Source organism: Nonomuraea roseoviolacea subsp. carminata (assembly GCF_024172185.1).
In the GTDB taxonomy this organism is placed as follows: domain Bacteria; phylum Actinomycetota; class Actinomycetes; order Streptosporangiales; family Streptosporangiaceae; genus Nonomuraea; species Nonomuraea roseoviolacea.
In genome coordinates this window covers 6,398,296-6,411,880 of the sequence record NZ_JAMZEC010000001.1, presented here as the reverse complement: position 1 = coordinate 6,411,880, position 13,585 = coordinate 6,398,296, and the positions used below count along the sequence as shown (strand labels likewise).

The window sequence follows — 13,585 nt, the reverse complement described above, 5'->3', positions numbered from 1 at the left end:
GCCGAGGTACGTCCCCCCGGACGTGGACGTCACTGCTGGGCCAGGTACGCCTCCCGGACCCGGGAGCGGGACAGCTTGCCCGTCGGCGTGCGCGGCAGGTTGTCGCGGTACTCGACCACCCGCGGGTGCTTGAACCGGGCCAGGCGCGGCGCGCAGTGCTCCAGCAGCTCGGCCGTCAGCTCCGGGCCGGGCGCGACACCCTCGGCCGGCTGCACGAGCGCGACCACCCGGTGCCCCCACTCCTCGTCGGGCACCCCGATGACGGCCACGTCGGCGACCGCCGGGTGCTCCAGCAGCGCGGCCTCGATCTCGGCCGGGTAGATGTTGACGCCGCCCGAGACGATGAGGTCGGTGCGCCGGTCGCACAGGAACAGGTAGCCGTCCTTGTCGAGGTAGCCGATGTCGCCGGGGGCGTACCACTCGCCGCGCATGCTGGCGGCCGTCTTGGCGGGGTCCTTGCGGTACTCGAACCGGCCGAGCCCCGACTTGACGTACACCATGCCGGGCTCCCCCGGCGGCAGCTCACGGCCCTCGTCGTCGAGGACGCGCACCTCGAACGTCGGCGCGGGACGGCCCACGGTCCCGGGCCTCGCCAGCCACTCCCGCGGCTTGACCGCGAAGGCGATCGTGGACTCGGTGGAGCCGTAGTACTCGTACAGCACCGGCCCCCACCACTCCATGATCTCGCGCTTGACCGCGACCGGGCAGGCCGCGGCCGTGTGGATCACCTGTCGCAGGCTGGAGACGTCGTACGCCTCGCGGACCTCGCGCGGGAGCTGGAGCATGCGGTGGAACATGGTCGGCACCATCATCGCGTTCGTCACCCGGTGGCGCTGGATCAGCTCCAGGACGTGGACCGGCTCGAACCGGGCGGTGATCACCACCGTGTGCCCGAGGTGCAGCGCGAACTGCGTGTGCGCGCACGGCGCCGAGTGGTACATCGGCGAGGTGACCAGGTGGACGTCGCGCCCCGGCGTCAGGTCCACCACCTCGCCGAGGAACCAGGTGAACAGCGGGACGACCGCCTCCGGCTCCGAGCCGGACAGGCGGCGCTGCACGCCCTTGGGGAAGCCGGTGGTGCCGGAGGTGTACCACATGACCGCGCCCGAGGTGCGGCCCTCCGGCGCGCTGCGGGGTTGTCCCGCGGCGAGTCCGGCCGTGCCCGTCTCGGCGCCGGCCGGCACCTTGCCGGCGTACGCCTCGTGGGTGACGACCAGCCTGGCGTCGCAGTCGCCGAGGATGTAGGCGATCTCCGGCGCGGTGAGGTGCCAGTTGACCGGGACGTAGTACAGCCCGATCTGGCCGGTGGCCATGAGCATGACGACGGCGTCGAGGCCGTTGGGCAGCACGCCGGCGACCACGTCGCCGGTGCCGAGCCCGCGGGCGCGCAGGCCGTGGGATACCTGGTTGACGAGGGCCAGCAGCTCGCCGTACGTGGTCCGGGTGCCATCGGCGTCGATCACCGCGAGGCGGCCGGGGTCGGCGGCGGCCAGCGCGTAGAAACCGGGCGGGTGCCCGCCCGCGGGCTCGTCGGCCGCCATCACGCCTCCCTCGGAGCCGGCTCGCCGGCCGCTTCCGTGGAAGCGGGCTCACCGGCCTCCATCAGGGCGGCCAGCCGGGCGCGGTGGACGCGCGGCGGGCCGAGCAGCACCTCGTCGGCCTTGGCCCGCTTGTAGAACAGGTGCGCGTCGTGCTCCCAGGTGAAGCCGACGCCGCCGTGCAGCAGCAGGTGGTCGCGGGCCACCTCGAAGCAGGCCCGCCCCACGTACGCCTGGGCGAGCGCGGCGGCGTGGGGCAGCTCGGCGGGGTCCTCGTCGGCGGTCCAGGCGGCGTGGCGGACGACGGACTCGGCCTGTTCGAGCTTGCAGTGCATGTCGGCCAGCTTGTGCTTGACGCCCTGGTACGAGCCGATGAACCGGCCGAACGTGACGCGGATCTTGGCGTAGGCGACGATGGCGTCGAGCGAGGCGCGCAGCACGCCGAGCTGTTCGGCGGCCAGCGCGACGGCCACCAGGTCGGCCACCGCGGCGGCCCCCTCGGCGCCCAGCCGGCCGAGCACCCGGGCCGGCGCGCCGTCCAGCTCCACCCGCGTCTGGCCCCGGGTGAGGTCGAGGGTCTCCAGCGGGACGCGGGTGACGCCCGGTCCGCCCAGATCCACGGCGACCAGCACGGGCCCGTCAGCCGCGGACTCCCCTGGCGCGCCGGACCCGCCGGCCGAGGACTCCCCCGGCGCGCCGGACCCGTCAGCCGCCGGCGCCCCGGGCAGGGCGGCCAGCAGCACGTCCGCCTCCGCCCCGCTCAGCACCTGCGGCAGCGTCCCGCGCAGGGTCACCCCGCCGCCCTCGGCCCGCGCCGTCAGGCCGTCCGGCACGACGGGCAGCGCGAGCGTGGCGGTGAGGCGGCCCTCGGCGACGCCGGTCAGCAGCTCCTTGTCGGGCGCCCGGGTGAGCGCGAGCGCCGCGAACGCCGTGGCCAGGAACGGCCCCGGCAGCAGCGCCGCCCCGGTCTCCTCCAGCGCCACGGCCAGCTCCGCCATGCCCGCCCCCGCCCCGCCGTACTCCTCGGGGACGATCAGCCCGGACAGGCCCAGCTCGCCGTTGAGGCGGGCGTGGACGGCCGGGTCGTAGCCGTCGCGGGCCTTGGCGGGCGGCGCGGCCGCGGCCAGGAACGAGCGGACCGCCTCGCGCAGCTCCCGCTGCTCCGGTGTGAGCACGAGCCTCATCCCTGGGTCCCCACCTTCAGGTCCTTGAAGGGCACGGTCTTGTCGACGCGCGGCCCGGGCGGCAGGCCGAGGACGCGCTCGCCGATGATGTTGCGCATGATCTCGTTGGTGCCGCCGCCCAGCGACATGGCCGGGGCCAGCGAGATCGCGTGCGCGAGCGGGCCGGCGCCGGCGCCGTCCCTGGTCCCGACGACGGCGGACGGGCCGGCCAGCCGGGTGGCCAGGTCGGCCTCGAACAGGGTCAGTTCGGCCAGCAGCAGCTTCGCGGCGCTGCCTCGGGCGCCGGGGAACAGGCCCGCCTCGGCCTCCTGGGCGAGCCGCTGGTTGAACAGGGCCAGCGCCCGGGTGCGGATGTGCAGCTCGACCAGGTCGTCGCGGACCAGCGGGTCGCTCGTGTCGGCGGTGCGGCGCAGCGCCTCCAGCGAGGTGGGGTCGTCCTTGGCGCGGCCCATGCCGACCCCCGCGGAGATCGACAGCCGCTCGTGCAGCAGGGTCGTGACGGCCACGCTCCAGCCGTCGTCCACCTCGCCCACGCGGTGCGCGTCGGGGACGGCCACCTCGTCGAAGAACACCTCGTTGAAGTGGGCGCGGCCGGTCATGTCCTTGAGCGGCCGGACCGTGACGCCGGGGTCGCGCATGCCCACGACGAACATGGTCAGGCCCCGGTGCTTGGGCGCCTCCGGGTTGGTGCGGGTGAGCAGCAGACCCCAGTCGGCGTGCTGGGCGACCGACGTCCACACCTTCTGCCCGTTGACGATCCAGCGGTCGCCGTCGCGGACCGCCCGGGTCTGCAGCGCGGCCACGTCGCTGCCCGCGCCCGGCTCGGAGAACAGCTGGCACCAGATCTCCTCGCCGCGCAGCAGCGGCCGGACGAACCGCTCGCGCTGCTCGTCGGAGCCCCGGTCGACCAGGGTCGGCCCGGTCATGCCGAGCCCGATGGAGAAGACGTACGTGGGGAGGGAGAAGTGCCGGGCCTCGGCGGCGAACGCGCGCTCCTCCGCCTGCGTCAGGCCCTGGCCGCCCCATCGCGCGGGCCAGGTGATGCCGGAGTAGCCGGCGTCGTACAGCCTGGCCATGAAGTGCTTGGCGTGGGGAATCGCGTCCTCGGGCGGGGTTTCGCCGGCCGGCGCGTTGTCGCGCAGCCATGCCCTGGCGGCCCGCCGGTAATCGTCGAGATTCACGTTCGCTCCTCGGGCATCAGTGTTCACTTACTCTAACCAGCCCCGCCGGACCGGCAAAGAGCGCCGCCGAATGCACCTTTTATCCGGATTTGACGGTGAATCTCCGTTGATTAGGACCATGGCGACTTAGTGTGATCATCTGATCACCGGGGGGAAAGGATTGGTCACACGGTTCGGCAGGTCCATCCGGACGCGGCTGACGCTGTTCGCCGGGATCGCCATGGTGCTGCTCAGCGTCGTGGTGAACGCGTTCGTGCTGTGGGCCATCCACAGCACCGCGGACGACTACCGCAAGACCGCGGTGACGACCTCCGCCCTGCGCGTGGTCCACCTCGTCAAACGCGGCGCGCTGCCCACCGTGATCCCCAGCGACCTGGACGGCATCCAGGTGGTCGACTCCCGTGGCCAGGTGGTGGCCTCCACCGACAACCTCGTCGGCCTGCCGCGCATGAGCGCCGTCGTGCCCGACGAGTTCAACGCCAGCCGCATGGAGATCGTCTGCGACCTGCCGTACTTCCGCGGCCAGTGCGAGTACATGACCGTGGTCAGGGTGTACGAGCACGGCGGCGACTGGCTGGTGTACGTGGTGGACTCCACCGTGCCCTGGTACGTCCATCCGGCCGTGCTGGCGTTCCTCATCGGCATCTCGGTGGCGATGGTCGCGCTGGCCTGGTTCGGGGTGTCGCGGGTGGTGGAGAGGACGCTCGCGCCCGTGCAGGAGGTCCGCGACAAGCTCGCCGAGATCACGAGCAGCGACCTGGGCAAACGCCTGCCCCTGCCGAGCCAGGCCGAGGAGATCCGGTCCCTGGCCGAGACCGCCAACCAGACGCTCGACCGGCTGGAGGCGGCGGTCGAGCAGCAGCGCCGGTTCGCCTCCGACGCCTCCCACGACCTGCGCAGCCCGATCACGGCGATGCGCGCCCAGGTCGAGGAGGCGATGCTGCACCCCGAGGACGCCGAGTGGGAGGACATCGGCCGCGCCCTGCTGTCGAGCCTCGACCGGCTCCAGGCGATCGTGACCGACCTGCTGACGCTGGCCAAGCTCGACGCGGGCTCCCCCATGGCCCGCGACCCGGTGGACCTCGCCGAGCTGGTCGCGGCCGAGACGACCAGGCCGCGCACGAAGAAGCTCATCACCACGCTCCAGCCGGGCGTGGTCGTGACCGGCGACCGGCTCCAGCTCGCCCGCCTGCTGACGAACCTGCTCGACAACGCCGAGCGCCACGCCGAGTCCACGATCACCGTGACCGTGCGCCGGGACGACGGCCACGCCGTCCTGGAGGTGCTGGACGACGGCGGCGGTATCGCGCCCGAGCAGCGCGAGCTCGTCTTCCAGCGCTTCACCAGGCTGGACGCCTCACGCAACCGCGACGCCGGCGGCACGGGGCTCGGCCTGTCGATCGCCCGCGACATCGCCCAGGCGCACCACGGCACGCTCACCCTGGAGGACTCCGACAGCGGGGCCCGGTTCGTGCTGCGGCTGCCGATCAGGGAGATGTGATCCGGGACATCTGTCCGCGGATGACCGCACCTGCTGGTCACGCTCCCATACCCATGCCCGGTTTGTCCTACAGCGTTTTCCGGCCACTGGTTAGAGTGGCCCGCTGTGACACCAGGTTTCAGCCGATTACGACGTGAGGACTTGCTCAAGACAGCCTGCGAGGTGATCTCCGCGCAGGGGTTCGGGCACACCAGGACACTGGACATCGCCCGAGCCGCCGGGGTGAGCCAGGCACTGCTCTTCTACCACTTCGAGACCAAGGACCGGCTCTTCGCCCAGGCGTTCGCGTACGCGGCCCGCCTGCACCGCGACACGCTGGACAGCATCGACCGGCTGGAGCGGCCTCCGCTGGAACGGCTGCGCACGCTGCTGCGGCGCTGCTCGCCGGGCGGCTCGCCCGACGGCTGGCGGCTGTGGATCGACGCCTGGGCGGAGTCGATCCGCAGCTCGGACCTGGAGGAGACCACCCGCCGGCTCGACCAGCAGGGCCGCCAGGTGCTGCGGGCCATCATCGAGGACGGGGTGGCGCGCGGCCAGTTCGCCTGCGAGGACCCGGAGGGGGCGAGCTGGCGCCTGTTCGCGCTCATCGACGGGCTCGCCATCCAGATCCAGGTCCATCCGAAGGCGCTGTCGCGCCGCCGCGCCAACCAGCTCATCCGGACGGCGGCCGCGGCCGAGCTCGGCCTCGCCCCCACCGACCTGTGACCGCCCGGTCGCCGGGCACGTGCGGGCGCCCGGCGACCGGCCCCAACCGGTCCGCGGCTAACGCGGGGCGGCGCTCCGGGTGATACTGGCAAGATGCCGGTCACCTACGGGCCCGAACACTGCCGCCCCGACCTGCCGGTCCCGCTCGCGCCGCTGCCCGGCGTGCCCGCGACGGTCCGCCGGGCGCTGGCCGGGCCGTCGCCGGAGCGCGCCCCCGCCGTGACGGTCGTCTGGGCGCTGGTCACGGCCGCGCTCGCGCTGGCGGCGACCTTCGCGCCGCATCCCGCCTTCTCCGCCGCCACCTGGCTGGCCGGGGCGTACGTGCTGGCGCGGGTCGTGGCGCTGCGGCTGCTGGATCGGGCCCAGCGGCGCTTCGAGCCCGCCTGGCTGGCCGCGCAGACGCGGGTGCTGCGCGGGCACGGCTTCGACGTCCTGCGCTGCACGGTCGCCGGCCGGGTCTGCGACCTGACCAGGCTGGGCGACGTGGCGGCGCTGGCGCGGGCCGCGCCGGGCGCGGAGGTGGTGCTGGAGTTCGGCTACCGTCCCGCGGCGGGCGCGCAGGTCGCGGTCGAGCGGATCCGCCGCAGGCGCGAAGATCTGGAGGTACGGTACGCGCGCTTCGCGCCGGACAGCGGCCGGGTGCGCTTCCCCGAGGGCGGCTACGTCATCGGCGCGGGCGGCCGGGTCACGGCGTGGTCGCTGGCGGGCCGGGTGCTGCTGACCCCGACGGTTCCGGCGCCGCTGCTGCCCGATCCTGCAGCAGCTCGTGCCTGAACTGGTAGTACGGCCCGCTACGGCGCAGCACCCCGCGCTCGTAGGCGTCGCGCAGGAACGCCATCAGCCGCAGCGGCAGCACCCGCCGGAGCGCGAACCACATGCGGACGTCGATGAAGCGCCCCCACGCGCTCGGCGCCATCATCGTGAGGCCGAACCCGGCCGCGCCGAGCACCGCGCCGGAGGCTGAGCCGACGAGCGTCTGCTGCCACCGGTCGAGCGTGAGCAGCCACACCTGGTCCCTGACCCGCAGCCCGCTCTCCATCCACCAGCCGAGGCACGCGCCCACGGCGAGCCCGACCAGGCCGCCCGCGGCGAAGGCCAGCAGCACGGCCGCCCGGTCGTTGCGCAGGAAGCCGTCGGGCGTGCCCGCCCTGTCGGCGTTGGCGGGGGCGAGGGCCAGGGAGGCGGCCAGGAAACCGATGAGGAACACCGCCCCCTCGGTGAGCGCGTAGGTCACCCCGTCGTACAGCACCAGGACGATCACCATGCCGGGCGCCACGCACACCAGGCCCTGGCCGAGGCGGCGCAGCAGGTAGCGCCGGGTCAGCGTCTTGCGCAGCCTCGGCCGCGCCTCGCGCGGGTGGTGCTGCCTGGCCAGCGACACCGCGAGACCGCCGGCCAGCCCGATCACCAGGCCGAACCACCAGCCGATCGACGTCAGCCCGAACAGCGCGAACATGACGGTGCACAGCGGTCCGAAGATCGCCATGCCGAGCACGGTCTGGACGACGGGGATCACCGCGCGGGGCAGCGCGTGGTGCAGCTCCCACCAGGCCAGGTCGTGGGTCCCTCGGCGGCGCAGGAACTCGGCGAGGGCGCGGAGGTAGCGGGCCGCCTCCTCGGGGGTCCACGGCTGGTCGGCCTCCGGCTCCGGCCGGTAGACGGCCGGCACGAACCCGGCGACCAGCTCCTTCCTGATCCGCGCGGCGGTGCCGTCGATGCGCGGGGTGTGGCCGCTCTCGCAGATGCGCGCCGCCAGGAAGATCATCAACGGGGTGTCGAGCGCCTCGGCCAGCGGGCCCCTCGGCTCCGCGCGCAGCCGGGCGACGAGCGCGGCGGCCGCCGGCACGTCCCCCCAGCGCGACTCCAGGTATCCGGTGACGCCCGCGGCGTCCACCGGCAGCAGCCGCAGGACCGGCGTCCCGGCGAGCCGGCGGATGGCGGGACCGGTGAACGCCTCGACGCGGCTGGTCAGCACGTACGGCGAGCTGGACCAGTCCTCGTCGATGGCCCTGACCACCTCGGCGCGCCGCGCCGCCGGCACCTCGTCGAAGCCGTCGAAGACGGCCAGCAGGCTGCCGCTGCTGATCAGCCGTTCCAGCGCGAGCGGGGCGCTGCGCAGGAACGGGTACTCGGCGGCCAGCCGCAGCGCCACCCACTCGCGCAGACTCAGCCGGGGCTCCCAGGACGACAGCGGCAGCGTGACCGGGATCGGCCGGTGCCGCACCGAGGGCGTGCGCAGCGCGAGGAGCAGGCCGAGCGTGGTCTTGCCCGAGCCCCGCTCGCCCGTCACCACCACGCCTCCCCTCCGGGTGAGCAGGTGGTCGGCCAGTTCCTCGACCGTCGCGGGCAGCGCGCCGCCCGACTCGCAGCGGATCGGGATGCCGCGGCTGTGCGGGACGTCGCGGTTGCCGGCCTCCCGCCTGGCCGCGTGCATGACCTCGTCGGCCAGCCGGTCGGCCAGGTCGGAGGCGCTGTCCGGGGGCCGCGTGCCGCGCAGGGTGCCGACGTAGGCGACGACGAGGGCCGCGGCGGCGATGACCGCCTCGACGTTGGACCAGCCGCCCACCGCCAGCCGTACGACGGCCAGCAGGACGAACGCCAGCGGCAGGACGATCAGGACCGCGGTCCGCAGTCTGCGCATCTACGAGGCTCTTTTCGGGGGGATGGCGTGGGTGCCGCCCGCCAGCAGCAGCCCCAGCGGGGTGTCCTTCCGTCTCCGGGCGCGCCGGGACCGGTGGCGTTTGAGCACGTCGGCCGCCAGGACGAGCAGCAGCGTCGCGGCGAAGCGCCGGGCGGCGGCCCGCCCGTAGCCGGCGGCCAGCCGGGGCCGCAGGGCGCGCAGCCGGGCGCCGACGTCGGCCAGGCTCACCTCGCCCCGGTTGAGCGGGGTGCCGATGCCGTCGCGCAGGTCGGCGTCCTGGTCGAGGTAGTCGTCCAGGAGTTGCAGCGCCTCGCCCGCCTCCATGACCGTGTCGCGCTGCACCACGCTCATGTCCGGATGCACCAGTCCGAACAGCACGACGCACGCCAGCCCGCCCTTCCCCCGGGTGATCTTGCCGAGCTGCGCCGCCGGGGTGGCGGGATCGCGCTGCCGGCGGGAGAGCACCTGGTAGTCGTGCAGTTCGAGCAGCGCGGTGTGCCAGAGCTCGCCGGGGGCGCGACGGCGGATCTCCGCGTAGAGCGCGGCCAGCAGGCGCCGGTGCGGGTCATCGGATCGCCCCGCGCCTTCGGGCCCGCCGTCCCCGAACAGGGACGCCACCCAGGAGTCGACCTCCGGGTCGCCGCCGTTGTCGATCAGGTCGTCGTAGAGCCGGGCGACCGATCCGGCGAGCATGGCCAGCTCGCCGTCGCAGGGCCGGCCCGCCATCCGCGCGTAGGCCCGGATGCCGACGTTGAAGGTCAGCGCGGTGCCGCGCAGCGAGGCGATCATCGCCTCGCGCTCGGGCCCGGCCAGCGCGTCGCGGACGAGGGGTTCGACGGCCCGCTCGAAGTCGCGCACGGCGGCGGGAGCGCACGCGACCGCGTCCTTGAGCGCGATGGGGAGGGCGATCGCCGGCCGGGCACAACGCGCAACGGTCAGTAGGTCGCGGATCACGACGCTCCCATCGGCAGACGGTGAGCGCATGATGACACGGGGCAGGGCCGCGGTAAATACGGTCCCTGCCCAGGCCGGCGATCAGGGGCGACGGTCAGGGACGGCGGGCGATGAGGACCTCGGTGGTCCTGCGCTCCTCCCACACGCCCGAGGGGCGGTCGGCCAGCAGCGCCCGGCGCACCTCGTCCGTGAACGCGGCCAGCCGGTCGCCCAGCCGGGCGGGCGCGCTGTAGGAGAAGGAGAGCTGGAGCCCCACCAGCGCGTCGACGTCCATCGACACCCGCCGCTCGAACCGGGCCGACTCGACGCGGCCGAACGGCGAGCCCGCCAGCACCTCGTCGTGGTGCTCGCCGGTCGCCTGGAACGAGCCGGGGGCCCGCTCCTTGTCCAGCCCCGACTCGTTCAGGCCGAACGCGGCGCGCACCGGCCGCACCACCGCCTCCCACGGCGGGTCCCCCTCCTCGCGGACCGGCCCCACCAGGGCCACCGCTCCGTGCGGCGGCAGCAGGGCGTCGAGGTCGGCGAGCACGGCCCGGCGGTCCATCCAGTGGAACGACCTGCCCATGACGACGTGGTCGAACGGCGGCAGCGCGCGCAGCGCGGTGGAGTCGCCGCGGATCCACCGGATGTCCCCCGCCGCGCCCTCGGCCAGGCGGCGTCCCTCGGCGAGCATCTCCTCGTCGGGGTCCACGGCCAGCACCGCGCGCACCCGCCCGGCCAGGGGGATCGCCACCGTGCCCGGTCCGCAGCCGAGGTCCAGCACGACGCCGTCCGGGCCGAACGCGCGGGCCAGGCACTCGACGGCCTCGTCGCCGTGGTCGCTGCGATAGCGCGCGTAATAGGTGGCCGCGCCGCCGAAGAGGTCCGTCACGGATGGGAGCATAGACGGGTTTGGAAGCGTTCAAGGGAAGGTTGTCGATCGGTGAGGCGGCTACTCACGGTCCTGCTGCTCGCGTCGGCCGCGGTGGGGATCTCGCTCCCGGCCCGGGCGCACAACGTGCTCATCAGCAGCGACCCCAAGGACGGTGCGGCGCTGTCGGCGGCGCCCGCCGTGGTCACGCTGGTGTTCGACCAGGCGGTGCGCCAGGGGTACGCGCAGGTGGGCGTCACGGGCCCGGACGGGGCGGCGATGGCCGACGGGGCCGCGTCGGTGGCCGCGGAGAAGGTGACGGTCAAGGTCAAGCCGCTGACGGCGGCGGGCGCGTACGTGGTGGGCTACCGGATCCTGTCGGCCGACGGGCACCCGGTGACCGGCAAGATCACCTTTCGGCTGACGGCCCCGGGCTCGGCGGCACCCGAGACGGCGCCCGCGACGGCGGCTGAGACGGCGCCGCAGACCGCGTCGGCGTCCGCCTCCGACGCCGCCGACAGCGCGCGGGCGGCCGAGGCGGCGGCCAACGGCGGGGCGGGCATGGCCGTGGTGTGGATCGTGGCCGCGCTCCTGCTGCTGGCGGCCGGCACCGGCGTCGCCCTGCGCCGCGCCCGCCCCGCCGACGCCATCATCGGCGCCTCGCACGAGGACGCCTCCGACGGGGAGGGCCGGGCGTGAGCGTCGAGGCTCCCCCGGGGCGCCGCGTCCGCGCCTTCGGCGGCGGCGCGGTGGCCGGGGTGTTCCTGGCCTGCGCCGTCGTCTCCGCCGTGGTCGCCTCCGGGCTGACCGCGCAGGAGGCCGTGCCGGGCATCCCCATGCCGGGCCCCGTCGTCGCCTACGGCCTGCCGGTCGTGCGGGTGGTGCTCGACCTGGCCGCCGTGGCCGTGGTCGGCATGAGCCTGCTGCCCAAGCTGCTCGGCTTCGAGGACCCCGGGGGCACCGAGCCGGTGATGCGCCGCGTGCGCCCGCTGACCGTCACCGCCGCCTGGACGTGGGCGGCGAGCGCGCTGCTGACGATCGTGTTCCAGACGGCCGAGCTGAACCCCGGGTCCGTCCCCACGCCCGCGATGATCGCCGATTACGTGGACAGCGTCGGCACCGGGCAGGGACTGCTGTTCAGCGCCGCCTGCGCGCTGGCCGCGGCCGGCATCGGGCTCATGGCGGTGCGCTTCGGCGAGAAGGTGCCGGCCGAGCTGCGGATCGTGGTGGCGCTGTTCGGGCTGCTGCCGATCCCGGTGACCGGGCACGCCGTGAACTCCGTCTGGCACGACCCGATCATGATCTCGATGGAGAGCCACGTGATGGGCGCGGCGGCCTGGGCGGGCGGGCTGGCGGCGGTGACGGTGTTCGTCGCGCCGCGCCGGGAGCTGCTGGCGGCCGTGCTGCCGCGCTTCTCCAGGATCGCCACGGTCTGCCTGCTGGTGGTGAGCCTGTCCGGGCTGGTCACGGGGCTCGGCACGATGGCGCTGACGCCCGGCGTGGAGCTGCCGGGCGCGCTCCTCACCAGTGAGTACGGCCTGCTGGTGGTGGCCAAGCTGGCCCTGGCGGCGCTGCTGGTGCCGCTGGCCGCGCACATCCGCTTCCGGCTGCTGCCGGCGATCCGCGGCGGCGCGGCCACGGCCGTGGTGGCGTGGGCGACGGCCGAGCTGGCCGTCATGGGCCTCGCCTACGGGGTCGCGGTGGCGATCACCCGGGCCTCGATCGGCTGACGGCCCGCCCGGCCGCCCCACCACTCGAAGGCCAGCCAGGCGGCCAGCAGCCCGGCCCCCGCCCAGATCGCCGAGCCGGTCGCCAGGGGCGGGGCGCCGAGCAGGCCGCTCTGGCCCTTGATCGCGCCGTACACGTGGCCCATGAGGGCGCTCTGCGCGGCGAGGGCGCCGTAGACGGCGGCGGTGACGCCGACGGACCCGACGAGCGCCCTGAGCACCGGATGGCGCACCGCGAACGCGAGGTCCACGCACAGCCCGCCCACGACGAGGAAGAACGGCACGGCCGACGGCGGGAAGCCGGCGACGGTGAGCAGCGGCCAGATCAGCGTGCGGAACCCGACGTAGGCCGCGGCCACCAGCGTCGCCGCGCCGAACCTGCCGATCAGCATGCGCGCCGCGACGAGCACGCCGAGCCCCACGACCACCGCGTACACGGGGTACAGGGCGTCCGGCACGGGCAGCGAGAACGCGGTCATCATCGCCCGGTCGACGGGCCGGCCCATCTGGTCGGCCGCGAACCGCAGCAGGATCGGCTCGGCGTAGGTGGCGTGGTTGTCCCACGCGCCGATCGACAGCACGCCGTACTCCTGGTGCTGCTCGGGGAAGTGCACGTTCTCCAGGAAGAACGCGAGGAACGCCCCCAGCAGCACCGTGCGCTCCCGCCCCGGCGGCGCGCCCGTGAACCAGCCCCGGATCACACCGGCGATCATGAAGAACGTTCCAAGGTAGAGCATGATGTGCGACGGGCTCCACGAGGTGATGTCGAGCCCGTTGACGCGGTGGTTGATCAGGTCGAGCGGCACCGCGACCAGGAACACGCCGGTGCCCCACTGGATGAGCCGCAGCGCCGCCTTGTCCACGCCGTAGCCGGTGTAGCCGTGGACGATGGTCAGGCCGAGGGCCACGGCGGTGCCGGCGGAGTTGAGCAGGTGGGGCGGGGCGAGGTCGTCGCGCAGCCACTTGAAGTGCCAGGAGACGTCCCAGGCCGAGCCGAGCAGCTTGAGCGTGAGCGCCACCAGCCACCCGTAGTAGAGGACCCGGAACAGGTCGGGGGGCGTCTCACGGCCCGCCGGCCCCCGCGTCCAGTAGGGGACCGCCCAGTCGGCGGCCTTTTTGATGATTGCTGGTGCGTTCACGGGCTGCATCTTACGGCGATCGCGCCCGCCTCCATGCCCCTTTGAGCTCTGTCTGTGCCCGTCCGTGCCTCTGTGCGCTCGGCTGTGCGCGCGGCTGTGCGCTCGTCGAAGGTGAGCGGGCCGCATGATCTCAGGGTCCTCTCAGGTGCGGTAAGTAGGCTTTCC

At 74.2% G+C, this 13,585-nt stretch carries 12 protein-coding genes; 5 read left to right on the top strand and 7 right to left on the bottom strand.

Going from position 1 to position 13,585, the window contains the following annotated elements; genetic code table 11:
• Window positions 1-29: 29 nt before the first annotated feature.
• From HD595_RS29660 to HD595_RS29650, 3 genes are read right to left on the bottom strand one after another with little or no spacing between them, the layout of a single operon-like run.
• Window positions 30-1,541, bottom strand: coding sequence for an AMP-binding protein (locus HD595_RS29660; protein ID WP_253774716.1), 1,512 nt, complete (start codon window positions 1,539-1,541; stop codon window positions 30-32).
• Window positions 1,541-2,722 carry an acyl-CoA dehydrogenase family protein gene (locus tag HD595_RS29655; RefSeq protein ID WP_253774713.1) on the bottom strand — a complete coding sequence of 394 codons (1,182 nt, stop codon included), beginning with the start codon at window positions 2,720-2,722 and terminating at the stop codon, window positions 1,541-1,543. Before HD595_RS29655 ends, HD595_RS29660 begins: the two co-directional genes overlap by 1 nt.
• Window positions 2,719-3,903 carry an acyl-CoA dehydrogenase family protein gene (locus HD595_RS29650; protein WP_253774711.1) on the bottom strand — a complete coding sequence of 395 codons (1,185 nt, stop codon included), beginning with the start codon at window positions 3,901-3,903 and terminating at the stop codon, window positions 2,719-2,721. Before HD595_RS29650 ends, HD595_RS29655 begins: the two co-directional genes overlap by 4 nt.
• A gap of 160 nt (window positions 3,904-4,063) precedes the next feature.
• On the opposite strand from HD595_RS29650, the gene HD595_RS29645 reads away from it, so the two are divergent.
• From HD595_RS29645 to HD595_RS29635, 3 genes are all read left to right on the top strand, one after another.
• A complete protein-coding gene (locus HD595_RS29645) occupies window positions 4,064-5,404 on the top strand; it encodes a sensor histidine kinase (RefSeq protein WP_253774709.1) in 1,341 nt (446 codons plus the stop codon).
• Between the two features lie 141 nt (window positions 5,405-5,545).
• Window positions 5,546-6,109, top strand: coding sequence for a TetR/AcrR family transcriptional regulator (locus HD595_RS29640; RefSeq protein WP_253774707.1), 564 nt, complete (start codon window positions 5,546-5,548; stop codon window positions 6,107-6,109).
• A 93-nt stretch (window positions 6,110-6,202) separates the two neighbouring features.
• The gene (locus HD595_RS29635) at window positions 6,203-6,883 is read left to right on the top strand and encodes a hypothetical protein (RefSeq protein WP_253774705.1); all 681 of its coding nucleotides are present in this window, start codon (window positions 6,203-6,205) and stop codon (window positions 6,881-6,883) included.
• On the opposite strand, the gene HD595_RS29630 is transcribed toward HD595_RS29635, so the two are convergent.
• The 3 genes from HD595_RS29630 to HD595_RS29620 all read right to left on the bottom strand — a co-directional run bounded on the left by HD595_RS29630 (window position 6,795) and on the right by HD595_RS29620 (window position 10,575).
• Window positions 6,795-8,750: an NACHT domain-containing protein gene (locus HD595_RS29630; protein WP_253774703.1), complete on the bottom strand. Its 1,956-nt coding sequence runs from the start codon at window positions 8,748-8,750 to the stop codon at window positions 6,795-6,797. The genes HD595_RS29635 and HD595_RS29630 overlap by 89 nt on opposite strands.
• Window positions 8,751-9,704 (bottom strand): class 1 isoprenoid biosynthesis enzyme, encoded by a 954-nt coding sequence (locus HD595_RS29625; RefSeq protein WP_253774701.1) that lies wholly within the window; start codon window positions 9,702-9,704, stop codon window positions 8,751-8,753. It lies immediately after the preceding gene.
• Window positions 9,705-9,798: 94 nt separating this feature from the next.
• Window positions 9,799-10,575, bottom strand: coding sequence for a class I SAM-dependent methyltransferase (locus HD595_RS29620; RefSeq protein ID WP_253774699.1), 777 nt, complete (start codon window positions 10,573-10,575; stop codon window positions 9,799-9,801).
• A gap of 51 nt (window positions 10,576-10,626) precedes the next feature.
• Here HD595_RS29620 and HD595_RS29615 point away from each other — a divergent pair, with 51 nt between their 5' ends.
• Window positions 10,627-11,253 carry a copper resistance CopC family protein gene (locus HD595_RS29615; protein ID WP_253774697.1) on the top strand — a complete coding sequence of 209 codons (627 nt, stop codon included), beginning with the start codon at window positions 10,627-10,629 and terminating at the stop codon, window positions 11,251-11,253.
• Complete coding sequence (locus HD595_RS46890; RefSeq protein ID WP_253774695.1) at window positions 11,250-12,284, top strand: CopD family protein; 1,035 nt, start codon at window positions 11,250-11,252, stop codon at window positions 12,282-12,284. The genes HD595_RS29615 and HD595_RS46890 overlap by 4 nt, the downstream gene beginning before the upstream one ends.
• On the opposite strand, the gene HD595_RS29605 is transcribed toward HD595_RS46890, so the two are convergent.
• Window positions 12,242-13,429 carry a hypothetical protein gene (locus HD595_RS29605; RefSeq protein ID WP_253774693.1) on the bottom strand — a complete coding sequence of 396 codons (1,188 nt, stop codon included), beginning with the start codon at window positions 13,427-13,429 and terminating at the stop codon, window positions 12,242-12,244. The genes HD595_RS46890 and HD595_RS29605 overlap by 43 nt on opposite strands.
• Window positions 13,430-13,585 lie beyond the last annotated feature (156 nt).

Coding starts and splice junctions, on each gene's coding strand:
- HD595_RS29655 (WP_253774713.1), bottom strand. CDS start 2,722: ATGAGGCTCGTGCTCACACCGGAGCAGCGGGAGCTGCGCGAGGCGGTC.
- HD595_RS29635 (WP_253774705.1), top strand. CDS start 6,203: ATGCCGGTCACCTACGGGCCCGAACACTGCCGCCCCGACCTGCCGGTC.
- HD595_RS29660 (WP_253774716.1), bottom strand. CDS start 1,541: ATGGCGGCCGACGAGCCCGCGGGCGGGCACCCGCCCGGTTTCTACGCG.
- HD595_RS29605 (WP_253774693.1), bottom strand. CDS start 13,429: ATGCAGCCCGTGAACGCACCAGCAATCATCAAAAAGGCCGCCGACTGG.
- HD595_RS29630 (WP_253774703.1), bottom strand. CDS start 8,750: ATGCGCAGACTGCGGACCGCGGTCCTGATCGTCCTGCCGCTGGCGTTC.